The organism is Mesorhizobium sp. WSM3866, from assembly GCF_002294795.1.
Taxonomy (GTDB): Bacteria; Pseudomonadota; Alphaproteobacteria; order Rhizobiales; family Rhizobiaceae; genus Mesorhizobium.
The window spans coordinates 374,032-398,969 of sequence record NZ_NSGC01000003.1 but is presented as its reverse complement, the minus strand read 5'-3'; the positions used below and the strand labels follow the sequence as shown (position 1 = coordinate 398,969).

Here is a 24,938-nt window from a genome sequence, read left to right as displayed (position 1 = left end):
GCATGATCAAAACCGTCCCTACCAAACCCTATACCGACCAGAAGCCCGGCACCTCCGGCCTGCGCAAGAAGGTGCCCCTCTTCCAGCAGGAGCACTATGCCGAGAACTTCATCCAGTCGATCTTCGACGCGCTGGAAGGTTTTCAGGGCAAGACGCTGGTGATCGGCGGCGACGGCCGTTTCTACAACCGCGAGGTCATCCAGACGGCCATCGCCATGGCCGCTGCGAACGGCTTCGGCAAGGTGATGGTGGGGCAGGGCGGCATCCTGTCGACGCCGGCCGCGTCCAACATCATCCGCAAATACAAGACCTTTGGCGGCATCATCCTGTCGGCCAGCCACAATCCGGGTGGCCCGCACGAGGACTTCGGCATCAAATACAATGCCGGCAACGGCGGCCCTGCGCCGGAGAAGATCACCGACGCGATCTTCGAAAAGTCCAAGACGATCTCGAGCTTCAAGATCGCCGACATCGGCACCGTCGACATCGACACGATCGGCACCTTCCAAGCCGGCGGCATGACGGTCGAGGTGTTCGACCCGGTCAAGGACTATGCCGAGCTGATGGAGAGCCTGTTCGACTTCGACGCCATCCGCGCGAATTTCAAATATGGCTTCCGCATGCGCTTCGACGCCATGCACGCGGTGACCGGCCCCTATGCCAAGGAGATCCTCGAGCGTAGGCTCGGCGCCCCGGCCGGGACCTGCCGCAATTTCAAGCCGCTGCCCGATTTCGGCGGCCATCACCCCGATCCGAACCTGGTCCATGCCAAACATCTCTATGACGAGATGATGGGGCCGGACGCGCCGGATTTCGGCGCCGCTTCCGACGGTGACGGCGACCGCAACCTGATCATCGGCAAGGGCATCTTCGTAACGCCCTCGGATTCTCTGGCGATGCTGGCCGCCAATGCGCATCTGGCGCCCGGCTACAAGGAAGGCCTGAAGGGCATCGCCCGCTCGATGCCGACCAGCGGAGCGGCCGATCGCGTCGCCGAGAAGCTCGGCGTCGGCATCTACGAGACGCCGACCGGCTGGAAGTTTTTCGGCAATCTGCTCGACGCCGGCATGGCGACGATCTGCGGCGAGGAAAGCGCCGGCACCGGTTCCAACCATGTGCGCGAGAAGGACGGGCTGTGGGCCGTGCTTCTGTGGCTCAACATCCTCGCTGTGCGGGGCGAGAGCTGCAAGGACATCGTCACCAAGCACTGGGAAAGCTACGGCCGCAACTATTATTCGCGCAACGACTATGAGGAGGTCGAGACAGACCGCGCCAACGCACTGGTCGACGTATTGCGCGCCAAGCTCGGCTCGCTGCCCGGCACCAGCGTGCGCGGCATGAAGATCGCCAGCGCCGACGACTTCGCCTATCACGACCCGGTCGACGGCTCGGTGAGCAAAAACCAGGGCATCAGGATCCTGTTCGAGGGCGGCTCGCGCGTCGTGTTCCGGCTCTCCGGCACCGGCACTTCCGGCGCCACGCTGCGCGTCTATATCGAGCGTTACGAGCCCGACAAGGCGAGGCATGACCTCGACACGCAGGAAGCGCTCGCCGACCTCATCGCCGCCGCCGACGACATCGCCGGCATCAAGAGCCACACCGGTCGCAACAAGCCGAGCGTGATTACTTGAAAGTGGTGAGGATTTCCCCTTCTCCCCTTGTGGGAGAAGGTGGCCGAGCGAAGTTCGGACGGTTGAGGGGTGTTCCAGCTTGGCGCAAACCCGTGTCCAGAGCATCGACGCCTCATTCCTTCCAACGCCCCTCATCCGTCTCGGCGCTGCGCGCCGATCCACCTTCTCCCACAAGGGGAGAAGGGGAGAGGCCCGCATGACCCTCGGCGCCAGCATCACTCCCGAAGGCATCCGCTTTGCCGTTTGCTCCTCATCGGCCAGACGTCTTTGGGTCTCGCTCTTCGACGACAGCGGCACGCGCGAGATCGACCGGCTGGAACTCAACCCGGAAGGCGAGGGCGTGCATGCACTCCTTGTCCCCGGCCTTGGGAACGGCACGCGTTACGGTTTTCGCGCCGACGGCGACTATGCGCCGGAGCGCGGCCTCTGGTTCGATCCGAACAAGCTTCTCATCGATCCGTATGCCGTCGAGGTCGATCGTCCATACCAATATCACTGGAGGCTGGCCGCCAAACGCAATGAAGGCGCCGACACTGCGCCGCTCATGCCGAAGGCAATTGCTCATTCCCTGCCCAAACCGCAGCCGCCCCAGCCGCCGCTGTTCCGGCCCGGCGGCCTGATTTACGAACTGAACGTCCGCTCCTTCACCAGGCTGCATCCGGACGTCCCCGAGGCCCAGCGCGGCACCATCGCGGCGCTTCCCCATCCGGCTGTCGTCGAGCATCTGAAGCGTCTCGGCGTTTCCGCCGTCGAGTTGATGCCGATCACGGCCTCGATCGACGAGCGCCATTTGCCGCCGCTGGGGCTGAACAATGCCTGGGGCTACAATCCCGTCACCTTCATGGCGCTCGATCCCCGCCTGGCTCCGGACGGCCTGAGCGAATTGCGCGATACCGTCGCGGCGCTGCGTGAAGCGGGTATCGGCACGATCCTCGACCTCGTCTTCAACCACACCGGCGAAAGCGACCGGCTCGGGCCGACACTGTCGCTGCGCGGCCTCGACGCCCGGACCTATTACCGGCACATGCCGGACGGCCGACTGGCCAATGACACCGGCACCGGCAACACCGTCGCCTGCGACCACCCGGTCGTGCAGAGGATGGTGCTCGATACGCTGCGCCATTTCGTCCGCCATGCCGGCGTCGACGGCTTCCGCTTCGATCTGGCGCCGGTGCTCGGCCGCGTTGACGGCACGTTCGATCCGGAGGCGCCGCTTCTCGAAGCCATCGCCGGCGACCCCGTGCTCGCCGACCGCGTGCTGATCGCCGAGCCATGGGATATTGGCGCGACCGGCTACCAGCTCGGCAATTTCCGGCCGCCATACCTTGAATGGAACGACCGCTATCGCGATGACGTCCGGCGCTTTTGGCGCGGCGACGCGGGCGCGATCGGCGCTTTAGCCACGCGGCTTGCCGGCTCCTCCGATGTCTTCGGCAGGGCGGGCCAGCCGGTGAGCCGCAGCGTCAATTTCATCGCCGCGCATGACGGCATGACGCTGGCCGACATCGTTGCCTATGAGAAGAAGCACAATGCGGCCAACGGCGAGCACAATCGCGACGGCCACAATGACAATCTGTCGTGGAACAACGGTGTCGAGGGCGAGACCGATGACGCCGAAATCGCCAAGGCCCGCTTCGGTGACCAGCGCGCGCTGCTTGCGACGCTCTTTGCCTCGCGCGGCACCATCATGCTGACCGCCGGCGACGAGTTCGGCCGCACACAGAAGGGCAACAACAACGCCTATGCGCAGGACAACGCCATCACCTGGCTCGACTGGGCCGGCCGCGACCGGGCGCTGGAGCGGTACACAGCAGCGCTTGCGCAACTGCGCCGTGCCTTTCCGCCGTTATCCGACACGAATTTCCTGACCGGCAAAGCTGCAGACGGAATGGAAATCCCGGACGTCGAGTGGTTGACCGAAACCGGCGTGCCGCTCGGCGAGGCCGACTGGAACGACCCCGGCCGACACCGCCTCGTCATGATCCTCGGCGATAGCCAGCGCGGTCGCCTTGCCGTCATGGTCAATGGCGACCGCCGCCAATGCGTCTTCACCTTGCCGCTGCGAGATGGCTACGAGTGGCGTTCGGCGATCGACACGCAGGCGATCGACCTGGCGCGGCCGCTGCCCGGCCGCACCGTCAATTTCATGATCGAGCGCAGGGCGGCCGGAAACGCCCACGCCGGGAAGGGTTCGTAATGGCTGGTGGGAATGCCGAATGGTGGCGCGGCTGCGTGGTCTACCAGATCTATCCGCGCTCCTTCCAGGATACGACCGGCGACGGCAGCGGCGATCTCAAGGGGGTAACGTCGCGTCTTGCCCATGTCGCTTCGCTCGGCGTCGATGCCGTCTGGCTCTCGCCCTTCTTCAAGTCGCCGATGGCCGACATGGGCTATGACGTGTCGGACTATCGCGATGTCGATCCGATGTTCGGCACACTGGAGGATTTCGACGCGCTGGTCGCCGAGGCGCACCGGCTCGGCCTCAAGCTCATCATCGACCAGGTGATCTCGCATTCGTCCGACAAGCACGAATGGTTTGTCGAGAGCCGCGCCAGCCGCGACAACGCCAAGGCGGACTGGTATGTCTGGGCCGACGCCAAGCCGGATGGCAGTGCGCCCAACAACTGGCAGTCGCTGTTCGGCGGGCCGGCCTGGGAGTGGGACGCCACCCGCCGGCAATACTACATGCACAATTTTCTGGCCGCGCAGCCGGATCTGAATTTCCACAATCCGGAGGTGCAGGATGCGGTGCTTGACACCGTGCGCTTCTGGCTGGAGCGCGGCGTTGACGGGTTCCGGCTGGATACCGTTAACTACTATGTCCACGACCGCTGGCTGCGCGACAACCCGCCGCTGGCTTCAAGCGTCGCCGGCACCAACGTCGCCTCAACCACCTACGCCTTCCAGGAGCATCTCTTCGACAAGACGCGCCCCGAGAATCTCGATTTCCTGAAGCGCTTCCGCGTGTTGCTCGACGAATATCCGGACCGTGCCGCCGTCGGCGAAGTGGGCGATGAGGAGCGCTCGCTGCAGACGCTCGCCGCCTACACCTCCGGCGGCGACAAATTGCAGATGTGCTACACCTTCGACCTGCTCGGCCCGCAATTCTCGGCCGCCCATGTGCGCGGCTGCGTCGAGGCGTTCGAGAACGCGGTTGCCGACGGCTGGGTCTGCTGGGCCTTCTCCAACCACGACGTCATGCGCCATGTCAGCCGCTGGACGCAGCCGGGCGAAAATCCTGATGCGGTGGCGAAATTCGCGATCGCGCTGCTGTCCTGCCTGCGCGGCTCGATCTGCCTCTACCAGGGCGAGGAGCTTGGGCTTGAGGAAGCCGAGCTTGCCTATGAGGACCTGCGCGATCCGCTGGGCGTCCGTTTTTGGCCGGGCGTGAAGGGCAGGGACGGCTGCCGCACCCCGATGGTGTGGGAGGCCGGGGCCGAAATTGGTGGCTTCTCCGCGGGCAAGCCCTGGCTGCCGGTACCGCCGTCGCATCGCGCCCGCGCGGTCGATGTGCAGGAGGGCGAGGACGGTTCTGTCCTTGCCGCCTATCGCTCGATGCTGGCCTTGCGCAAGCGCCATCCGGCGCTGATCGCCGGCTCGATCCGGTTCCTAGAGGCTGAGGGCGATGTGCTTGCTTTCATCCGTCAGCACGAAAACGAGAACTTGCTATGCGTCTTCAACTTCGCTGGTGAGCCGGCGAACTGGACGCTGCCGGCCGAGATCAGCGATGTCGAGATAACGGTTCTTGCCGTAGACGTCGCCGGCGTGCTTGGCGGTGTTCTCGGAGAAATTGCGCTGGCGCTGCCGCCTGTAGGGTGCTTCGTCGGGAGAATTGGCTGACGGTCGCTACTGCACCAGCACCGAGCGTCCGCAAGTCGCGCCGGTGACCCGCACATCGGCCTCGCCGACATGCACGCCAAGCACCGCAAGCACATTGTAGACGAGGTTGTCGACCGGCGCGGTGACGCCGTTGAGCAGCGTCGTCACCGCCGGCTTCACCGTGCCGAGCAGGGTGGTCGCGTCGAGACCGAGGCCGAGCGCGTTGACCGTCAGCGACAGGTTGTTCACCAGCGAGGTGGTGAGCGACTGCGTCAGGTTCTTGGTCGACACTGTCTTGATCGCCTTGTTGGCGATCTCGGTGGCGCTGAAGGTCAGGTTCGTCGGCGCCATGCTGGTGACCGAGAAGGCCGACGATCCCTTGATCTGCAGGAGATTGAGGTTGGCCAGCAGCATCTTGAGGCTGACGTCGGCGATGTCGGCGTCGCTGAAGGATTGCGGCTTGCCGAAGTCTGCGAAGCCGCTGGCGTTGCTGTCGGCGAGATGGGCCGCGACGACGCCCGGCTGCGCGGCGATGGAGACCTTGATGCTGGAGGGCCCGGTCGGGCAGCTGATGTCGGTCAGCTTGGCTTCGGCATAGGCGACCTCGATATTGAGCGGCAGGTTGACGGCAAGCAGCTTGACGCCGCCGCCCAGCTTCATGCCGGCTGTGCCATTTCCGGTGCCGTTGCCAAAGCCATTGCCGTTGTTCCCGTTTCCAATCCGACGCTGGGATTAAGCTTGATGCGCGTCTGCGCCGTGCGCACCACTGTGCCCAATTCTCCCACCGCCAGCCATGGCGAGGACTGCATGGGTTCGCCGATGGCGACCTGGAGCGTAGTCGATGTCAGTCCCGGTATCGTCGCCCCGAGGTCGACCGTAACCTGGTTCGTGCCGTTGGCGAGCGCCGCGGCTGCGCTCACCATGCTCATGGCGCTGGCGCTGACCGAAAGCCCGGCGGGCTTCTGTCCGAGCCCCAGACTGCCCACCGAACCGAGGTCGACGAGATGGCCAAGCGGGATCTTGACCGAGTTGGTGGCGCTCGAGGCCATGGTCTGCAGCGCGAGCTTGGCGGTGCGGTCGAGCCCGGGCACGTTGGCCATCGCGGTGGTGATCTGGCCGACCGTTGCCTTCGAGCCGAGCACATCCGAATAGGTACCGCCGGTCAGACGCAGCTGCGTCGCCAGCGCATCGGTGAAGGAGAGCACGTCGACATCGGCCGAGATCAGCGAATTGTAGTCCATCACGCTGAGTGAGAGGTTGCCGCCCAGAAGCGCGCCGAGCAGCGCATTGAGGATGCCGCCATTGACGCTGGCGAGCCGCGATCCGACCGAGAATGCTGCTGCGGGCTGGGCGCTTGCGGTGGCTGTCGTGCCGATCACCGGCGGGGCCATCACCGAAGCGGCGAAATAGAGCGTGCCGAGCTTCTTCATCGACACCTGGACGGCATTATAGGGCAGCTTGCCCGCTTCGAAGCGGCTGCCGGCCGCGATGGAACTGACCCCCGAATAGCGTCCGGGCACGACCTCGACGACCGCCTTGCTGCCGGTCGGCTCGATTTTGGTGCCCTGCTGCTGCACGGCGACGGACGTGATTCCGTTGTCCCTCAGCGTCGTCAGCACGGCTTGCTGGGCTTTGTTGATGTTGGCGGCGGCGGTGATCGCGGCGAGGTCGACGATCGACTGCGCGGCGCGGCGTTCGTTATAAAGCGAGCCCTCATCGATCGCGAACGCGGTCAGCGTCAGCGCCACTGGCGTGCAGAGCGCGGTCATAACCGCGAAATTGGCGCGCCGGTCGGCGATCAGCCGTCGCGCAGCGTCCATCACTCTCCCCGCGGAGTAGCGCATCATATGCCTCCGACCCGGATCGTCGACTGGCGCTGGATCGTGGTGCCCGGCAACGGCAGCGTCCGGAACAGGCTCCAGATCGGCAGGTCGCGCGCGTCATAGCTGACTGAGACGATGAACTGGCTGCCGTCGACGGTACTGTCCTTGGCGTCGACCGTCAGCTTTTTCGGGTCGACAAAAGCATAGCCGGCGACGTCATGGCTGATGAAATCGGTGACCAGCGCCTGGCGCTCCGTCTGGTTGAGGCCGGCGATCGCCGTTCGCGCCGCGTCGGCGGCGATCTGCTGGACCGAATGGCTGGCGCCGAAATAGATTCCGTATGCAACCATTCCGAGCAATAGCAGGATGAAGATCGGCGCCAGCATGGCGAATTCGACCGCAGACGTGCCCGCGGCGTCAGCCCGGAAACGGAACCAAGGAGCAAGGAAATTTCGGTTCTTCAGCATGGGCCGGAGAATGCCAAAACCTGCTTGCAAAAACAGAAAACGGCTGGGACAACCGAAAGGTGCACACAGTTGAACGGGACGCCTAAGCTTTAGATATCGCTGTTTTAGCGAAACGCTGCTCACTCAACGTCAAGCAGCGGGCAGTTGAAATAAGATATTCCTCTGTCTAGTCTCCCGCCACCAGCCGCCGGAAGGGAACCGGGGCGCGCTCAAAAGGGACCCGTTGACGGTTCCGGGGCGTCAACACTCAAGGCGTAGTTGAGGGGCCGCGCCAACAAGGGAGAGACTTCATGCTCAAAAACCTGCTGAAGGCGACCGTGTTCGCCACCACGATGGCCTTGGCGACCGGTGCTTTCTACACGCCCGCCTTTGCCGAGACCGTCTACAATCGCGGATCCGCTGCCGAGGCGGAGACGGTCGATCCGCACAAGACGTCGACGGTCTACGAGGCCGATATTATACGCGACCTGTTCCAGGGCCTCGTCATGCATGACCCGAAGACGAACCTCATTCCGGGCGCCGCCGAAAGCTGGACGGTGTCCGACGACGGCACTGTCTACACCTTCAAGCTGCGCAAGGACGGCCTGTGGTCGGATGGCAGCCCGGTGACGGCGGACGACTTCGTCTACTCGTTCCATCGGCTGGAAGACCCGGCCACCGCTGCAGAATACGCCTCGATGCTCTATCCGGTGAAAGGCGCCGAGGACTTCAACACGAAGAAAGGCAAGGCTGAGGATATGGGCGTGAAGGCGATCGACGCCAACACTCTGCAAGTCACGCTGAAGGCTCCGACGCCCTACTTCCTGGAGATGCTGACCCACCAGGCGACCTATCCGGTCAACAAGGCTTCGATCGACAAGCTCGGCGCGGACTGGATCAAACCGGGCAAGCTGGTCTCCAACGGCGCCTATACGCTGGCGGAGTGGATTCCCAACGACCACATGAAACTGGTCAAGAACCCGAAGTTCTGGGACGCCGCGAGCGTCAAGCTCGACGTGGTCAACTACATCCCGACCGAGGATCGCTCGTCCGCGATGAAGCGCTTCGAGGCCGGCGAACTCGACAGCTATGGCGACCTGCCGACCGAACAGCTCGCCGATCTCAAAACCAAATTCGGTGACCAGATCCGTGTGGGGCCATATCTCGGCACCTATTATTATGCGGTCAAGACCGATAAGGCGCCTTGGGACAACGTCGAGCTGCGCAACGCCATCTCGATGGCGATCGATCGCGACTTCCTCGCCGAGAAGGTCTGGCAGAACTCGATGCTGCCCGGCTATTCGATGGTGCCTCCGGGCATCGAGGGCTACACGCCGGCACTGGCCAAATACGCCGACATGTCTCAGATCGACCGCGAGGATGCGGCCAAGAAAGTGCTGGAAAAGCTTGGCTATACACCCGAGCATCCGTTGAAGATGGAGATCCGCTACAACACCTCGGAGAACCACAAGAACACCGCGGTCGCCATCCAGGAACAGCTGAAGCCGCTCGGCATCGAGGTGACGCTGCTCAACACCGACACCAAGACCCACTATGGCTTCCTCGAGCAGAAGGGCAACTACGACGTCGCCCGCGCCGCCTGGATCGCCGACTACAAGGATCCGGAGACCTTCCTCGGCATCTCGCGCAAGGCGAGCGGCAACAACTACTCGAACTATAACAGCCCTGCCTATGAAGCCGCCATGGACAAGGCAGCCGCCGCCGGCGGCAAGCCTGAGGAGCGCATGAAGGACCTCGCCGCAGCGGAGCGCATCCTCGTCGACGATGTCGGCCAAATCCCGCTGCTCTACTACAGCTACCACGACATCGTTTCCTCCAAGCTGCATGGCTTCGAGGACAATGTGATGGACATTCATCCGTCTCGCTTCATCTCCAAGGACTGACAAGGAACCTTGGCCGTGCCGCCGCTCTCTTTTAGGGAGCGGCGGCCGCGGTCTGTCGTCGTGCCGGGCCGAAAGTCGCATTGGATTTTCGGCGATCGCGGTGCGAAGATCAGAGATGCCAGCGCGCCACGATCTCGTCTGGAGAGCCGTCGCCCTGGCTGAAGCGGGGCGCCGATGCTGCGTTATGTCTTCCGGCGGCTATTGACCGCCATCCCGACGCTGTTCGTCATCGTGACGGTGGCGTTCTTCCTGATCCGCGTCGCGCCAGGCGGCCCGTTCAACCAGGAGCGGGGCTTGAGCCCCGAGATCAGGGCCAATCTCGAAGCCCAGTTCGGCCTCGACGATCCGCTCTGGCTGCAATATCTCCACTATCTCGGCAATCTTTTGCGCGGCAGTTTCGGACCGAGCTACAACCTGCCGGATTTCACCGTCACCGAACTCTTCGCCAAGGGCCTGCCGATCTCGGTGCAGATCGGTACCTCGGCGCTGGTGCTGGCGCTGCTGCTCGGCTCGATCCTCGGCACGATCGCCGCGCTCAACCAGAATAAAATAGCCGACTATTCGGTGATCGCTCTAGCCACCGCCGGCAGCACCATCCCCACCTTCGTCACCGCGCCGGTGATCCAGCTCGTCTTCGGCCTTTCCTGGAAGCTGTTGCCGATCGGCGGCTGGGGCGACGGCGCCTTAATCAACAAGGTCGGGCCGGTGCTGACGCTTGCCCTGCCGCAGATCGCCATCGTCGCCCGCCTGATGCGCGGCTCGATGATCGAGAGCCTGCGCTCGCACCACATCCGCACCGCCCGCGCGCTCGGCCTCTCCGACTGGTCGGTGGTGGTCAAGCACGCGCTGCGCGGCGCCGTGCTGCCGATCGTCTCCTTCACCGGTCCGGCGGCGGCGGCGCTGCTCACCGGCTCGATCATCGTCGAGACCATCTTCTCCATTCCAGGTGTCGGCCGCTACTTCGTCGACGCCGCGCTCAACCGCGACTACACGCTGGTCATGGGAACTGTGGTGGTGATCGCGCTCTTCACCATCGTCTTCAACCTGATCGTCGATCTTCTCTATGCGGTCGTCGATCCGAGGGTGCGCTATGACTGAGCTTGCCGTAGCCGCTCCGGAGCCGATCGTCGGCCGCTCGCTCTGGGGCAATGCTTGGGCGCGGCTGAAGCGCAACCGCGCCGCCATGTTCAGCCTCTACTATCTGGCATTCATTGCCGTCATCAGCGTGTTCGGCCCTATGGTCGTGCCGCATGAATACACGACCATCTACGGCGACTATGTGCGCACGCCGCCGAGCCTGTCGGCCTATCCGAAGCCCGACATGATCCAGGGTGCGCTGAGCGACGCGATCAAACGCATGCGCGTCGACATCAAGGAGTGGCACCAAGACGGCAGCCGCGTCGTCGTCACCGTCACCTCCAAGAAGCCGATCGACGACCGCAATATCCGCTATCTCGACCGCTCCGACGCCTTCGACGACACGAAGATCGAGAGCAAGTCGCCCGATGGGCTCGAAATGACCATGAGCTCGGCCGTCAAGCAGCAGTATTTCTTCTTCGGCACCGACAACACCGGGCGCGATCTCTTGTCTCGCACGCTGATGGCCGGGCGCATTTCGCTCGCGATCGGCCTGCTTGCCGGTGTCGTCGCCGGCGTCATCGGCGTGATCTACGGCGCGACGGCCGGCTTTGCCGGCGGCAGGGTCGACGAGGTGATGATGCGCATCGTCGACGTGCTTTACTCGCTGCCCTTCATCTTCTTCGTCATCATGCTGGTGGTGTTCTTCGGCCGCAACTTCGTGCTGATGTTCCTGGCGGTGGGGGCGGTGCTGTGGCTCGACATGGCGCGCATCGTGCGCGGCCAGGCGCTGTCGATCCGCAGGCAAGAATACGTTCAGGCGGCGGAAGCGATGGGCGTCGGCCAGCGCGGCATCCTCGTGCGCCACGTCATCCCCAACCTGCTCGGGCCGGTGGTGATCTACATGACGCTGCTGGTGCCGCAGGTCATCATCCTGGAAAGCTTCCTGTCCTTCCTCGGGCTTGGCGTGCAGGAGCCGATGACGAGTTGGGGCGTGCTGATTTCGGTCGGTGCCAAGAACATCGGCTATGCCAACTGGCTGCTGTTGTTCCCGGCCTTCTTCCTCGTTTCGACGCTGTTCGCGCTGAACTTTGTCGGCGACGGCCTGCGCGACGCGCTCGACCCCAAAGATCGATAAGGATGGGGATCGCCGACATGGCTTCCGAAACGATCCTCAGCGTCAAGGACCTGCGCGTCCGCTTCCAGACCCTCGACGGCACGGTCGAGGCGGTGAAGGGCATCAGCATAAAGGTCAATGCCGGCGAGACCGTCGCCGTCGTCGGCGAATCCGGATCCGGCAAGAGCCAGACGATGATGGCGGCGATGAGCCTGCTTTCCTCCAATGGCGAAGCGACCGGCCAGGTCGATTACCGCGGCCGCAACCTCCTGGAGATGACCAAGAGCGAGCTCAACAAGGTTCGCGGCCGCAAGATCAGCATGATCTTCCAGGAGCCGATGACCTCGCTCGATCCGCTCTACACCATCGGCAACCAGCTCATCGAGCCGATCCGCCGCCATCGCGGCCTGAGTGCCCAGGCCGCGCGTGAGGAGGCGCTGAAGCTGTTGAGACTGGTGCACATCCCCGATCCCGAGCGGCGGATGAAATCCTATCCGCACGAAATGTCGGGCGGCCAGCGCCAGCGCGTCATGATCGCTATGGCTTTGGCGAACGATCCCGACATCCTGATCGCCGACGAGCCGACGACGGCGCTCGACGTCACCATTCAGGCGCAGATCCTGATGCTACTTGCCGAACTGCAGCGCAAGCTCGGCATGGCGATCGTCTTCATCACCCATGATCTCGGCATCGTCCGCCGTTTCGCCGACCGCGTCTATGTCATGCGCCAGGGCGAGGTGGTGGAAGAGGGCGAGGCGGAAGCGCTTTTCGCCAATCCGCAGCACGCCTACACCAAGATGCTGCTCGCCGCTGAGCCGACCGGCACCAAGGCGGCCGCGCCCGCCAATTCGCCAGTGTTGCTCGAGGGCCGCAACGTCGAGGTCGTCTTCAAAATCGGCGGTGGCTTTCTCGGCGGCGAGCCGCTGATGCTGCGGGCCGTCGACAAGATATCGATCCGGCTGAAGCGCAACCAGACGATCGGCATCGTCGGCGAGTCCGGCTCCGGCAAATCGACCCTCGGCCGCGCGCTGCTGCGGCTGCTCCCCAGCGACGGCGTCATCCGCTTTGGCGACCGCGACATCTCAGAGGCCGACCGCCACGCGATGCGGCCGCTGCGGCGCGAATTGCAGCTCGTCTTCCAGGATCCGTTCGGCTCGCTGTCGCCTCGCATGACGGTTGGCCAGGTCATCACCGAAGGGCTTTTGGTGCACGAGCCTTCGCTGACGGGCAAACAGCGCGACCAGCGTGCCGTCGAGGCGTTGCGCGAGGTCGGCCTCGACCCCAACGCGCGCAACCGCTACCCGCATGAGTTCTCCGGCGGCCAGCGCCAGCGGATCGCCATTGCCCGCGCTATGATCCTGAAGCCGAAAGTGGTGGTGCTTGATGAGCCGACCTCGGCGCTCGACCGCTCGGTGCAGAAGCAGATCGTCGAGCTATTGCGCAAGCTGCAGTCGGACCACGGACTGTCCTACCTCTTCATCAGCCACGACCTCGCAGTGGTGCGCGCCATGGCCGACTACATCATCGTCATGAAGCAGGGAAAGATCGTCGAGGAAGGGCCGGCCGAGGAGATCTTCGGCAATCCGCGCGAAGCCTACACGCAGACACTGATGAAGGCGGCGATCGATACGACCAGGTTCCGCATCAGCGCTTGAGATTTCCGCTGCTCGGCGACGCCCTGCTCACTGCGAGGACGGGCAGCGGCTCTTCCTGGCCGCGATGATCGCCTGCTGCTGTTGCTGCAGCCGCTCGATCCTGGCGGTATCGCGATTGGCCACGACCGTCTTTACGCGCTCGCCGCCGAGCAGCCAAGTCGGCACGCTGGTATTGGCGACCTTGCCGCGGCTGATCGCCGTCCGCGAAATATCGGTGGCGGTGTCGCCGAGCGCGCTGTTGAGGTCGGCGCAGCTCATCCCGTGGTATTTCGCCGGATTGATCGACGCAACACTCGACGAGCAGCCTGCGATCAAGGTCAACGGCAAGAGAGCCCGCAGCGTGAACTTCATACTCTTACCCCGGTCTCGCCGTTCCAAAAATCGTCCAGCAGCTCTCGAATGGGATCGCGGCAACCATTAGGCCAAAGTGAGGGCCTATTGTCGACCATTTATCTGATCGATTGATTGACGGCAGGCTTTTGCCAGGTCGCGGCGGCGGCGGAGGGGCCGTGGCGTGATATCGATGCGGACACGCAGCCACAAAAAATCCCGGACAGAGGTCCCTCCGAATCGAGAGCCGTAAAATTGTATTGCGGTCCGTTACCGATCCTTAGGCATGGTTGAAACTGCTCTGCGGCGTTAACGCCACGGTTGCGCTGCGTCTGCGATATTGCCGGCTGCACAACGCAAGGTGGGGACTCCATGATCGACCAGATACGCTCGCTGCTCGAGCAGCATCCGATGATTCCGCTGAATTTCGGCGCGCTCGCCGACGACGCCAATCTCTATGACGCGGGGCTGACCTCCTTCGCCTCAGTGCAGATGATGCTGGCGCTCGAAGAGGAGTTCGACATCGAATTCCCCGAGACGATGCTGACGCGGCGCACCTTCTCTTCGCTGGCCAGCATCGCGGATGCGGTTTCGCAGTTGACGCGCAAGGCGGCGTAGCCATGAACGTGTTGAGAAAGATAGAGGCGGCCTCGCTCGCGGAGGCGCCCGAAGCCGCGACCGAGCGCATGCGCCGCGTCGCCGAAATCGCCGCCGGCCATGCCGACCCCGTCGACAAGGAGGGGCGTTTCCCGGCGGAGACGATCGAGGCGCTGAAGCGCGAGCGCCTGCTCGGCGTGGCGATCCCGATCGAGCATGGCGGCGAGGGGCTCGGCACGATGCAGATCGCCGACCTCATCGTGCAGCTCGGCCAGGCCTGCGGCTCGAGCGCGATGATCTATGCCATGCATCAGATCAAGACGTCGAGCTTTGTCACTCACGGAGGCGCCAGCGATTGGCACCGCGCTTATATGCGGCGCATCGCCGACGAGCAGCTTCTGATGGCTTCGGCGACTACGGAGGCCGGCATCGGCGGCAATTTGCGCAACTCGATCTGTGCGGTCGAGGTCGCCGGCGGGCGCTTCGCGTTGACCAAGGAAGCCACCGTCATCTCCTATGGCAACTATGCCGACGCCATCCTCGCCACGGCGCGTCGCGCCCCCGATGCGGCCAGCTCCGATCAGGTGATGGTGGTGATCCCGGCCGACGGCAACCGCACGCTTGAGCGCACGTCGGTGTGGGACACGCTCGGCATGCGCGGCACCTGCTCCGACGGCTTTCATCTGGTCGCCACGGGTGACGCGGCGCAGATATTCCCGAAGCCGTTCTCCGAGATCGCGGCGCAGTCGATGCTGGCCAGCTCGCACATCTTCTGGGCGGCGACCTGGTTCGGCATCACCGCCGACGCCTTCAATCGGGCGCAGGCCTTCGTCAAGGCGGCGGCGCGCAAGCAGCCCGACTCCATGCCGCCGGGCGCGCTGAGGCTTGCCGAAGCGGCCGCCCTTTTGCAGGAGATGAAAGGCCACCTTGCGGCCGCCATCCACCGCTTCGAAGCGGCCGCGGGCGACGACGACGCGCTGTCTTCGATCGGCTTCGCCGCCGAGATCAACGCGCTGAAGGTCGCGGCCAGCGAGAAGGCCGGCGCCGTGGTGCGTCTCGCCATGCTGGTCAACGGCATTCTTGGCTACAAGAACGGTACCCCGTTCAGCGTCGGCCGGCACCTGCGCGACGTGACCTCGGCGCCGGTGATGATCTCCAACGACCGCATCCTTTCCAATACCGCGACGCTCATGCTGATGAGCCGCTTCGACACCGGCCTGGGGAGCTGAGATGGACGCCAAGACATTCGACTCCAAGTCGCTGCTCGACAGCCTGTTCGAGAACGGCATCCTGTTCGAATCCGGCGTCGACGGCCTTTATGGCCGTTCGGGCGCATTCGAGGACGTGATCGAGCGGTTCGAGCGTCTCGTCACCCGGCTCGGCGCGCCCGACAAGGCCACCCGCATCCATTTTCCGCCGGGCATGAGCCGCGCGACGCTGGAGAAGAGCGGCTACATGAAGAGCTTCCCGCAGCTTGCCGGCTGCGTGCATTCCTTCATGGGCGGCGAGCGGGAGCATGCGCAGCTGCTCGGCATGATGGCTGACGGCGGAGACTGGACGGAGCTGCAGAAGGCGACGGACCTCGCGCTGACACCCGCCGCCTGCTATCCGCTCTATCCCACAATAGCTGCGCGCGGCCCGGTGCCGGCGCAGGGCCTTCTTTTCGAACTCTCCTCCTACTGCTTCCGCCACGAGCCGTCGAGAGATCCGGCGCGCATGCAGCTTTTCCGCATGCGCGAGTTCGTCAAGATCGGCACGGCCGAGCAGGTGCGCTCGTTCCGCGAAAGCTGGCTGAAGCGCGGCAGGGCCATGATCGAGTCGCTCGACCTGCCTTGCGAGGTCGATCTTGCCAACGATCCGTTCTTCGGCCGTGGCGGCAGGATGATGGCCAACAACCAGCGCGATCAGGGCTTGAAATTCGAGCTGCTGATTCCGGTGACCAGCATCGAGAAGCCGACCGCCTGCTTGAGCTTCAATTATCACCAGGACCATTTTGGCCAGACCTGGGGCCTGAAGTTCGCCGACGGGGAGTTCTGCCATTCGGCCTGCGTCGGCTTCGGGCTGGAGCGCGTGGCGCTGGCGCTGTTCCGCCACCATGGGCCGGACACGGAAGCCTGGCCGGCGGCGGTCCGCGACGTGCTCTGGAGCGTGTGAGATGCTGAGGGCTATCGCCGGCCTCGATCCGGCCAGCTACCGGCCGCACTGGCTGCACGATCCGCAAAGGCGGTGGCCGCAGACCAACTGCTATGTCGACCTTCTGATCGAGGTTCTGCACGCGACCGGGCACGATCCGGTCGCGGCGCTCGGTTTCACCGCGGCGCAGGATTTCGAAGGTGATCAGTTCACGTTCTTCAAGTTCCCGACCGCCGACCTGCAGAGGCTGGCGGGGCTGGACATCCAAGAGCTGGCGGTCTTCGACCGGCTGGAGACGCATGTGCTGACGCAAGTCGAGCTCGGCCGGCTGCCGCTGGTCGAGGTTGATGCCTTCTACCTGCCCGACACCAAAGGCCTCACCTACCGCAGCGGCCATTCCAAGACCACAGTCGGCATCAATGCGCTCGATCCCGAGTCGCGGCAGATGCGCTACTTCCACAATGACGGCTACTTCGCGCTCGAGGGCCAAGACTATGACGGCATCTTCGGCCAATGGGATGGTGTGTCGGCGGGCGACCTGCCGCTGTTTCCTTACGCGGAATTCGTGAAGCTCGACGCCACGCGCCCGGCCCGCGACGCGGTCGGGACCGCGGCGGCGCTGCTCGCGCATCACCTGAAGCGGCGGCCGAAGCGCAATCCGCTCGACGCCTATGGGGCCGCGTTCGGCCGCCACGCTGAAAGGCTGGCGACGAAGTCGCCTGCCTATTTCCACACCTATGCCTTCAACACGCTGCGGCAGGTCGGCGCGAATTTCGAACTTCTTGGCAGTCATCTCGAATGGCTGGGGCAGCACGGCGAAACCTGCCTGGCAGAGGCGGTGCAAGCCGCCGGCAACATTGCCGAGGGCGCCAAGGTCATGCAGTTCAAGCTCGCCCGCGCGATGGCGCGGCAGCGCTTCGACGGCTTGACCGAAGCAATCGCGCCGATGGCGCAGGCCTACGAAACGGTGATGAAGGTGCTGGACGCCCGCATGGCCGGTGTCGCCTCCAAGGCGGCCTAGCGGGCCGGCCGACGCGCATTTGATGATGGGTGGGGGAATGGACGCCACGGTGTCGATCGCCGGCACTGCCGGATTGCTGGATCGGGGGTGGCGGATGGCCATCTCGGCGGCAGGTGCCTGGGCTTCGCCGAATGACATAGACGCAAATGCCGAATGGCTGGACGCGGCCTGTCCCGGCACGGCGGCCGCCACGCTGGAAAAGCATGGCCGCTGGGACCGCAAGCAGCCAACCCGGCTGCACGACCGCGATGTCTGGCACAGCCGCAGGCTCGACGCGACCGGTCCGGTGCGGCTAGTGTTCGAGGGGCTGGCGACTGTCGCCGAGGTCTGGCTTGACGATCGGCTGTTGTTCACCTCGACCTCGATGTTCGAGCGCCATGAGGCTGCGGTAAGCCTTTCAGGGGGCGAGCAGCTCGCCATCGTCTTTCGCAGTCTCGACCGCCATCTGGAAACGGCGATCGGTCCGCGCGCCCGCTGGCGCCCTCGCATGATCGACGATCAGCGGCTGCGGCTGGTGCGCACGACCCTGATCGGCCATATGCCGGGCTGGTGCCCGAGCTTCGATGTCGTCGGGCCGTGGCGTCCGGTCAAGCTGATCCACGAAAATGGCGGGCAGCGCATCCTCGATGCCGACATGCGCGCCAGGCTCGACGGCATGACCGGGCATCTTGCGGTTGCGATCACCCTCGCCGAACCCTTCGACAATGCGCAAACGGCGCATGTCAGCTGTGCCGGAGTGCGCGCGCCCCTCAAGTTCGAGACACCCACCCGGCTGACGGCGGAATTGGCCATTGCCGATGTCGCCCCATGGTGGCCGAACAGTCATGGCGAGCCGGCGCTGCACGAAGCGATAGCGACGCTCGGCACGGTGCGCAGCCGGCTGGGCTGGGTCGGATTCCGCCGCATCGAGATCGATCGCGGCGCCGACGGACGCGATTTTCGCCTGGTCGTCAACGGTGTGCCGGTGTTCTGCCGCGGCGCGGTCTGGACGCCCTCCGATCCCGTGCGACTGCCCTGCGAGCGAGGCGAAATCCAGCCCGATCTCGATCTCGTGCGCCAAGCCGGCGTCAACATGCTGCGGGTCGGCGGCACCTTCGCCTATGAAAGCGATGCCTTCCACGAGCTGTGCGATGAGATGGGCATTCTGGTCTGGCAGGATTTGATGCTTGCCAATTTCGACTATCCGGCGAAGAGCGCGGCCTGGCGGGCGGCGCTGTCGCGCGAGGTGGAGAACCTGTTGGGGCGGCTTCGGCATTCGCCGTCGCTGGCGGTGCTGTGCGGCGGCAGCGAGGTGGCGCAGCAGGCCGCGATGCTCGGCATGCCGGTGGCGATGGATCCGACACCCTGGTTCGACGATGTCGTGCGTCCGGCCGCGCAGGCTATCCTGCCCGATCTGGCGCTCGTGTCCTCCTCGCCCTCCGGCGGCAGCCTGCCCTTCGCCGCGGATGGCGGCCCGACGCACTACTATGGCGTCGGCGCCTATTGCCGGCCACTGGAGGACGCGCGCCGCGCGGAGGTGCGTTTCGCCAGCGAATGCCTCGCCTTCGCCAACGTGCCGGAACAGGCGACGCTCGATGAGCATCTGCCCGTTCCGCCCGGCCACGATCCGCGCTGGAAGGCCGGCGTGCCGCGCGATGCAGGTGCGTCGTGGGATTTCGAGGACGTGCGCGAGCATTATCTGGAGACGCTGTTCGGCGTCGACGCTCGCCGGCTGCGCATGGAGGATCCAGCGCGCTACCTCGACCTCTCGCGCGCTGTCATTGCCGAGGTGGTTGAGCGCACGATCGATGAATGGCGCAGACCGGCCTCCCCGACGGCGGGCGCGCTGGTGTTCTTCTGGAAGGATCTGCTCCCGGGAGCAGGGTGGGGCGTCGTCGATTCTGCCGGTCGGCCGAAATCGGTCTGGCATGCGCTGAGACGCGCCTTCGCGCCGCTCCGGCTGACGCTGAGCGATGAGGGCGTCAACGGGCTGGGCGTCCATCTCGTCAATGACACGGCAAGGGCAGTCGAGGCGACGCTATCGCTTGTCTGCCTGCGCGACGGCGTCACCCCGGTGGTGGCGGCGCGCCGGCCGGTCACTCTGCAGGCGCGCGGGGCGCAGTCGCTTGCGGCATTCTCGCTGCTCGGCGCCTTCTTTGATCTGTCTTACGCCTATCGCTTCGGCCCAGCGGGGCACGAGGTAACCGTGGCAAGGCTGGAAGGCCGCGACGGCGAGATCCTGGCCGAAGCCTTTCATGTGCTTCCCGGCGTCATGACCGCGCGACGCGATGTCGGCCTGTCGGCAGCGCTGATGCGCGGCAGAGACGGCTGGCGGCTGCGGCTCGCCTGCAGACGCGCCGCCTATCACGTCGCCATCAAGGATGGGCTGTTCTTCCCGCGCGAGAACGGCTTCCACCTGATGCCTGGCGCGGTGAAGGAAATTGGCCTGGATGGGCCGGCCTCTGCCACGCCGGCCGGCGTCGTGACGGCGCTGAATGGCGATCGCGAGGTGGCCTACGATGCGCCGCAAGCCGACAATGTAGAGACCAGGGCGGAGATCATGCGTTCGTTGCGGCCTGCCGGGAGCGTGGCATGAAGGGGGTCGTCTTCGCCGACACGATCGGCTGGCTTCATGAAGGCAGGGGAACCGGGCGGCGCGGCCGGGGTGTCGTGATCGCCGGGGCGCATGGCCACGAGGACCTGTGCAGCCGGCGTTTCCTGCGGCTTCTGGCTGACAAGGTGGCCGAAAACGGTCTGCCGGCGCTGCAATTCGACTATCCCGGCTGCGGCAATGCCGCCGGGGATCATTCAACGCCCGGTCAGGTGCAACGGTGGACGGCGAGCATAGGCGCAGCGATCGATCGGCTGAAGCAGGATTGCGGCGTGGCGGACGTCATTTTGGTCGGCTTCCGGCTTGGTGCCCTGCTGGCCCCGCTGGCGGCGGCCGGACGCGACGACGTGGCGGGTCTCGTGCTGCTCGCGCCGCCGTCCTCCGGCAAGGCCTATGTTCGCGAGGTCACAGCCATGTCGCGCATGATCGACGCGCCGCTGGCCAGCCGTTCGGCGGGCGAAGGGGTTTTCACCGAGGGGCGCGAGGCCGCCGGGTTCCGAATTTCGCATGAAACGCTGGCCGATCTCTCGGCGCTCGATTGGCGGCATGCAGCGGCTGGCCTTCCATCCCTGCCGATGCTGGTGCTTACAAACGGCAAGCCGCTGGCTGCCGAAGAGGTCGGCGGCGACACGGCGGGCGCTGCGGAGATCGCGACGGCCGAGTTCGATGGCTATCCTCTCTTGATGTGCGACCCGACCGCCAACCGGATTCCGGCCGCCGCTCTCGATCGCTGCGCCGCCTGGATCGCCGACCAGCCCGGCAAAGCGGCAGCGGGAAAGGCCATGCCGCGCGATGTGTCGCAGATCCTGGACGGTCCGCATTACACGGAAAGCCCGGTGCTGATCGGACCGGCGCCGATGATCTGCGGTGTGCTTTGCCGACCGCGCGAACGCCAGACCGAGGCCGAGCCGGTGATCTTCCTCAATGCCGGTGGCGTGCCGCATGTCGGCTGGGCGCGCGGCACGGTGGAAGCGGCGCGAGCCCTGGCGGCGGAAGGCGTAGCCTCGCTGCGCGTCGACCTGCCCGGACTTGGCCTCAGCGATCCGACCGAGGAAGGGCGCCTGTTCCTTTATGACCGGCGCACGCGCCATGATGTAAGTCGTGCGATCAACTGGATGGAGCGAGCCGGCTACCCCGGGGTCGGCCTGGTCGGCACCTGCGCCGGCGCGTTTCAGGCTTTTCACGCCGCGCGGGCCGATCGGCGGGTACGGATGCTGACCATGATCAACCCGCTCTGCTTCGCCTGGAACAGTTCCTACGCGCTGGAGATGGCGGTCTGGAAGACTTACGAGACCTCCAAGGCCGTGCTCGGGCAGAACGCTGGCGCCATGCAGGAGAGCCGCGAGCCGGCCGCCCCCGCATGGCGCGGGATCGTTTCGCGATGCGCCCGGCTGATCATCCGGCGCGGGCTGGAGGCGATCAAGTCCACATTGTCGATGCTGCATCCGGCCGCGCTGCTTGGACAGCGGCGGGTGGAACGCTGGATGCGCGACCTATGCGGCCGCGGCGTGCGGGTCCTCCTCGTAACCTCGGAAGGCGATCTGAGCCTCAAGGAGATCGCCCGCCATTTTGGCTCGGAGGAAGAGCGGCTCGATAGCATTCGCGGCGTGACCAGGGTCTCGCTGCCGAATGCCGACCACACGCTGACGCCGTATCACGCACGGCGCGCCGTGATCGCTCGCCTGATCGACCATGGCGGCATCAGGCGTGACGGTTATGCTCGTTCCGAGCCGGTGCGCGCGACGGCAAGCCCTTCCTTCCTGGCGCCGTAGGCGATCATCAGTTCGGCTTGAGCATTGATATGCGGCAAGCGCGTCGCGTCTTGAAGCATCACGCAGCGATACGGTTCTCTGCGCGAAGCCGAAAGGTTTGAATAATCAGGGAAACTAAAGACTTTCGGGAGATTTCGTTCTGGTCGGAGTGGCAGGATTTGAACCTGCGACCCCATCGTCCCGAACAAGCTGTCTTGCCAGAAGAAGCCCGGAATTCCGGGCTTTTGCGATTAATGATTGGCCGCTGTTGGGGCCTTTGTTCACGTTTGTTTCCGGGGTTTCAGGTGGGTTTCAGGTGGGAGACGCCCGATCGGACGATGTTGCTCTTCTGGCGCGGCGCCGGCGCCTTGGCCGTGATCGCCGCGGCGGCGTCGGCCTGGAAATCGGGGTGATGGTGGTAGTAGTGCTTGCGCAGCACGGCTTCCGTCATGCCGCAGAAATCGGCTGCCTTGGAAAGCTCGACGCCGTTCTGCATCAGCCACGTCGCAGCTGTATGGCGCAGCGTGTGCGGGGTGACATCTGTGACGAACACTTGCGTCTCGACGCCCTTGACGATCCGCGCCTCGTACCAGCCGAGGCCTGCGCTCTCGCAGGCCGACTTGAACGCCTTGCGCACCGATCGAACCGGCCCGCCTTCCCATTCGACGATGAAGTCGTGCGCGATCATGCGGCCGATCGTGCGGCTTTTGCCGCGTCCCTTGGTCTTGATGTCAACCGGGGTGCGCGCCCAGCGGCGCATGTGCGCCAGCAGCCGGTCCGGCAGCCTGACCGGCGGCTGTCGCTTCCTGGTCTCGACCATGTCGGCGGCTCGCCTGAAGAAGACGCCGCGCTCAAGGTCGACGAAGCCGCGCCCCACTGTGGGCCGTGTCGCGGCGCCGCAGATGGCGGCGGATCGCGTGCCGGTGTAGAGCCCGGTCAGGATGAAGCGCGCCACGTGCCGGCCCGTCCGGCGATCGCTCTCTTGCCCCTTCCAGGTCTGCCGCATCTGCCAAGCTGCCCAGAGCAGCCTCGCCGCCTCTGATCGCGTCAGCGCGCGCTTGGCCTTCTCCGATCGCGCCGGCAACACGATCTTCGGCACGGCCGTGATGTATTTTTCGGCGTGATAGTGGTTGATGGCCGCGCGCAGATCCTCCAGCTGCCGGCGTGCCATCGCCGGCGTCGGCAGGATCCGGCCCTTCTTGGCCGGGCCGTTGACATATTCGCGGCAGAGTGCGCCTGAGATGTCGGCGACCGTGCCGGTGAAGAAAGTCAGAATGGCGAGCAGCCGCGCGGCCGTTTCCTTGCGATAGCTCTGCGACGGATTGAGCGCGACGACGTCCTCGGCATAGACATTGATGACGTCCGCGATCTTTACTTGGTCCGGGTCGCGGTTGCGCTGGCGCGTTGGCTGATGTTTTTCGCTGATGTATTCGGCGAGCTGCCTTTGAGCTTCAACAAGCTCGCTCTTGCCGCAGCCAGTGGGATATCGTCTTCCGGCGTCCTCGATGTACCAGCCGGCCTTGCTGCGCAAGCTGCCGTCGGCCTTTCGGCTCTCGGACCGCCAGACGAGTCTAATTCCCTTGCTTGGACGCGGCATAGCTTCCTCATTCTCCCGATTGCTGCGAGTGTGGTATATTCCTTGCCGGCGATGATTTCCGTCTCTAGCCGCCCGCGGTCGCGCTCCTTGCGCAAACCGGCTGGGCCCATCGACCCATCAGGGAAAGCAATCCGGGCCGCGATGTCCAGCCGCAGCGGCGCGTTTTCCGTGTACTCATCGGACCCGTTCATGGAGTGCCGTTGCCGCTGGTGTTCCTGACGAAAACTGCACGTTCAGCACGCCCGCGCCGCGATACCAAGATAGCGCTGCAGGCGGTCGATAAAGGCAAGCTCTGCTTTCATCGCACCCCACGGTACGATCGCGCCGACAAGCTTTGGCGGAGGCAGCGAAACGCGCGGCAGACAAGCGCTGTTCGGCCTGGCTCCGAACAGGGCCGCGGCCTCGGCAACCAGCATGCGATCGTCCATCTCGCGGATCTGACGGCCGTAGGCGGGCACGGCATGAATGTCTGGCAATTCGGCTGCTTGGTAGATCGCAACGTCGATGCTTCGCTTGACCGACGCGATCGCGCGGTGGGCGAGCTGGTCGATGAAATCTGCAGCCAATCCCGCGTCGCTCGCCAGTCGGCAGATGTGATGCTGGATCAGGTCGACTGCCGGCCTGGTGATGTCGCCGAGCGCGTATTCATGTCCGTCATGAAGAAGAAAATAGCCGGCCGCCACGCCGTCGCCGGTTTCGCGGAACAGCGCGTCGGCACCCATGACGGAATGCTGCGCCACGGAGTAGGCCGGGCAGCGATAGAGACCATTGAACCGGGCGAGCTTGGACAGCGTGTTGGCCATATCGGCGAAGCTGATGTCGGACGCCTTCGGTTCGAGGAGGTCGAAGGCCGACCCATCCGGCTTGAACGTTGGGATCATGGCGGGTCTGCCGCCAAGCGCCTTGCTTGCGGGCCTCATTGGTGCACCTGCGGCATGGCTGCTTCAACGGCGTTGATAACGCTCGAGCGAATGGCCGGGAAGATCGGCAGCCGGTCGAGGTAGCCCGACAGCACCGAAATGCAGCGTTCGCGTTGACCCGACCAGGGGTCGAGCAGCAGGGCGCCGTGAGCCGCACAATACTGGCCCCAGGCCAGGATGAGGCTCTGTGTAGGCTGCGCGTCGCCGGGTAGCGGTGGCCGATTGGGCGCGGCGTGCCGGGCCTTCTCAATCATGTCCGCAAGCAGATCCGGGCGAATGGTGATCTGCTTGGTGCTGGCGAGCAAAGCCAGACGTGCGGCGCTGTCCTGAAATTCGATGATTTCGGCGCTTGTGAAGCCGGCCCCGATCAAGTCCTCAAGCCGGACGCCGCCGCCAACAGCAAACAGATCGCGCATAGCCTCTGACATTTCCAAGCAGCGCGGATGGGTGTCGAACCCGGCTTCCGGAAACTCGCGGCGGGTTTGCGATGAACGTTGAACTTTATCGAGCAAGACGGGTCTCCTTGG

At 64.8% G+C, this 24,938-nt stretch carries 20 protein-coding genes; 13 read left to right on the top strand and 7 right to left on the bottom strand.

Going from position 1 to position 24,938, the window contains the following annotated elements; all coding sequences use genetic code 11:
• The first annotated feature begins 2 nt into the window (after positions 1-2).
• The 3 genes from CK222_RS09995 to CK222_RS09985 all read left to right on the top strand — a co-directional run bounded on the left by CK222_RS09995 (position 3) and on the right by CK222_RS09985 (position 5,471).
• Positions 3-1,631 (top strand): alpha-D-glucose phosphate-specific phosphoglucomutase, encoded by a 1,629-nt coding sequence (locus CK222_RS09995; RefSeq protein WP_095800241.1) that lies wholly within the window; start codon positions 3-5, stop codon positions 1,629-1,631.
• Positions 1,632-1,827: 196 nt separating this feature from the next.
• Entirely contained in the window at positions 1,828-3,828 is a 2,001-nt protein-coding gene (gene glgX, locus CK222_RS09990; RefSeq protein WP_095800240.1) for a glycogen debranching protein GlgX, read from the top strand.
• Positions 3,828-5,471: an alpha-glucosidase family protein gene (locus tag CK222_RS09985; protein ID WP_095800239.1), complete on the top strand. Its 1,644-nt coding sequence runs from the start codon at positions 3,828-3,830 to the stop codon at positions 5,469-5,471. Before glgX ends, CK222_RS09985 begins: the two co-directional genes overlap by 1 nt.
• 6 nt (positions 5,472-5,477) lie before the next feature.
• Here the strand turns inward: CK222_RS09985 and CK222_RS32880 are convergent, their stop codons facing one another.
• The 3 genes from CK222_RS32880 to CK222_RS09975 are packed head-to-tail and all read right to left on the bottom strand — an operon-like array spanning position 5,478 to position 7,740.
• Positions 5,478-6,110, bottom strand: a complete 633-nt coding sequence (locus CK222_RS32880) for a hypothetical protein (protein WP_245432994.1) — start codon at positions 6,108-6,110, stop codon at positions 5,478-5,480.
• On the bottom strand, positions 6,107-7,270 hold the full coding sequence (locus CK222_RS32875) for a pilus assembly protein TadG-related protein (RefSeq protein WP_245432993.1): 1,164 nt from the start codon (positions 7,268-7,270) through the stop codon (positions 6,107-6,109). Before CK222_RS32875 ends, CK222_RS32880 begins: the two co-directional genes overlap by 4 nt.
• Before the next feature lie 23 nt (positions 7,271-7,293).
• Positions 7,294-7,740, bottom strand: coding sequence for a TadE/TadG family type IV pilus assembly protein (locus tag CK222_RS09975; protein ID WP_082980554.1), 447 nt, complete (start codon positions 7,738-7,740; stop codon positions 7,294-7,296).
• Between the two features lie 290 nt (positions 7,741-8,030).
• Here CK222_RS09975 and CK222_RS09970 point away from each other — a divergent pair, with 290 nt between their 5' ends.
• From CK222_RS09970 to CK222_RS09955, 4 genes are all read left to right on the top strand, one after another.
• Positions 8,031-9,623, top strand: coding sequence for a peptide ABC transporter substrate-binding protein (locus tag CK222_RS09970; RefSeq protein WP_095800238.1), 1,593 nt, complete (start codon positions 8,031-8,033; stop codon positions 9,621-9,623).
• 174 nt (positions 9,624-9,797) lie between these two features.
• The gene (locus CK222_RS09965) at positions 9,798-10,721 is read left to right on the top strand and encodes an ABC transporter permease subunit (RefSeq protein ID WP_066997760.1); all 924 of its coding nucleotides are present in this window, start codon (positions 9,798-9,800) and stop codon (positions 10,719-10,721) included.
• Positions 10,714-11,838, top strand: a complete 1,125-nt coding sequence (locus tag CK222_RS09960) for an ABC transporter permease subunit (protein ID WP_067327929.1) — start codon at positions 10,714-10,716, stop codon at positions 11,836-11,838. The genes CK222_RS09965 and CK222_RS09960 overlap by 8 nt, the downstream gene beginning before the upstream one ends.
• Before the next feature lie 17 nt (positions 11,839-11,855).
• Entirely contained in the window at positions 11,856-13,472 is a 1,617-nt protein-coding gene (locus CK222_RS09955; protein ID WP_095800339.1) for an ABC transporter ATP-binding protein, read from the top strand.
• Positions 13,473-13,499: 27 nt separating this feature from the next.
• On the opposite strand, the gene CK222_RS09950 is transcribed toward CK222_RS09955, so the two are convergent.
• Positions 13,500-13,823: a hypothetical protein gene (locus CK222_RS09950; RefSeq protein ID WP_095800237.1), complete on the bottom strand. Its 324-nt coding sequence runs from the start codon at positions 13,821-13,823 to the stop codon at positions 13,500-13,502.
• 351 nt (positions 13,824-14,174) lie between these two features.
• Between CK222_RS09950 and CK222_RS09945 the strand changes: the two genes are divergently transcribed.
• From CK222_RS09945 to CK222_RS09920, 6 genes are all read left to right on the top strand, one after another.
• The gene (locus tag CK222_RS09945; RefSeq protein ID WP_066997751.1) at positions 14,175-14,420 is read left to right on the top strand and encodes an acyl carrier protein; all 246 of its coding nucleotides are present in this window, start codon (positions 14,175-14,177) and stop codon (positions 14,418-14,420) included.
• 68 nt (positions 14,421-14,488) lie between these two features.
• The gene (locus CK222_RS09940; protein ID WP_095800338.1) at positions 14,489-15,628 is read left to right on the top strand and encodes an acyl-CoA dehydrogenase family protein; all 1,140 of its coding nucleotides are present in this window, start codon (positions 14,489-14,491) and stop codon (positions 15,626-15,628) included.
• 1 nt (position 15,629) lies between these two features.
• Positions 15,630-16,553, top strand: coding sequence for an amino acid--[acyl-carrier-protein] ligase (locus tag CK222_RS09935; RefSeq protein WP_095800236.1), 924 nt, complete (start codon positions 15,630-15,632; stop codon positions 16,551-16,553).
• Between the two features lies 1 nt (position 16,554).
• The gene (locus CK222_RS09930) at positions 16,555-17,553 is read left to right on the top strand and encodes a DUF1839 family protein (RefSeq protein WP_095800235.1); all 999 of its coding nucleotides are present in this window, start codon (positions 16,555-16,557) and stop codon (positions 17,551-17,553) included.
• A 37-nt stretch (positions 17,554-17,590) separates the two neighbouring features.
• Positions 17,591-20,128 carry a glycoside hydrolase family 2 protein gene (locus CK222_RS09925; protein WP_245432992.1) on the top strand — a complete coding sequence of 846 codons (2,538 nt, stop codon included), beginning with the start codon at positions 17,591-17,593 and terminating at the stop codon, positions 20,126-20,128.
• Positions 20,125-21,915 (top strand): alpha/beta fold hydrolase, encoded by a 1,791-nt coding sequence (locus CK222_RS09920; protein WP_095800234.1) that lies wholly within the window; start codon positions 20,125-20,127, stop codon positions 21,913-21,915. Before CK222_RS09925 ends, CK222_RS09920 begins: the two co-directional genes overlap by 4 nt.
• 280 nt (positions 21,916-22,195) lie before the next feature.
• Here CK222_RS09920 and CK222_RS09915 read toward each other — a convergent pair whose 3' ends face one another.
• From CK222_RS09915 to CK222_RS09905, 3 genes are all read right to left on the bottom strand, one after another.
• Entirely contained in the window at positions 22,196-23,491 is a 1,296-nt protein-coding gene (locus CK222_RS09915) for a tyrosine-type recombinase/integrase (protein WP_095800233.1), read from the bottom strand.
• Between the two features lie 233 nt (positions 23,492-23,724).
• Positions 23,725-24,372 carry a hypothetical protein gene (locus CK222_RS09910; RefSeq protein WP_141247051.1) on the bottom strand — a complete coding sequence of 216 codons (648 nt, stop codon included), beginning with the start codon at positions 24,370-24,372 and terminating at the stop codon, positions 23,725-23,727.
• Between the two features lie 35 nt (positions 24,373-24,407).
• Positions 24,408-24,923 carry a hypothetical protein gene (locus CK222_RS09905; RefSeq protein WP_141247050.1) on the bottom strand — a complete coding sequence of 172 codons (516 nt, stop codon included), beginning with the start codon at positions 24,921-24,923 and terminating at the stop codon, positions 24,408-24,410.
• Positions 24,924-24,938: the final 15 nt, after the last annotated feature.